At 65.1% G+C, this 289-nt stretch carries 1 protein-coding gene; it reads left to right on the top strand.

Features of this window, described 5'->3' with window-relative positions:
- A partial coding sequence (locus EOC06_RS38860; RefSeq protein ID WP_164899082.1) for a type IV secretory system conjugative DNA transfer family protein occupies positions 1-289 on the top strand: 289 nt, incomplete at both ends.

Genomic DNA, 289 nt, shown 5'->3' with positions numbered 1-289 from the left:
GTCCATGGGGAGGCAAACTGGATGGGCATGACCGAGGCCGCCAGGATGTTTGCGGATGCGGGCGGCATCGTGATCGGCGAGCGCTATCGTGTCGACCGCGACAGCGTGGCCGGCATGTCGTTCCGGGCCGACGCACGGGAGACATGGGGTGTGGGCGGCAAAGCTCCGCTACTTTGCTTCGACGGGTCGTTCGGCTCATCGCATGGCATCGTCTTCGCCGGCTCCGGCGGTTTCAAGACGACGTCGGTGACAATTCCGACCGCGCTCAAATGGGGCGGCGGTCTTATCG

The organism is Mesorhizobium sp. M7A.F.Ca.MR.362.00.0.0 (genome assembly GCF_004023175.1).
In the GTDB taxonomy this organism is placed as follows: domain Bacteria; phylum Pseudomonadota; class Alphaproteobacteria; order Rhizobiales; family Rhizobiaceae; genus Mesorhizobium.
Note: the sequence above shows the minus strand (reverse complement) of the source record. Positions and strands in the feature narration are given on the sequence as shown.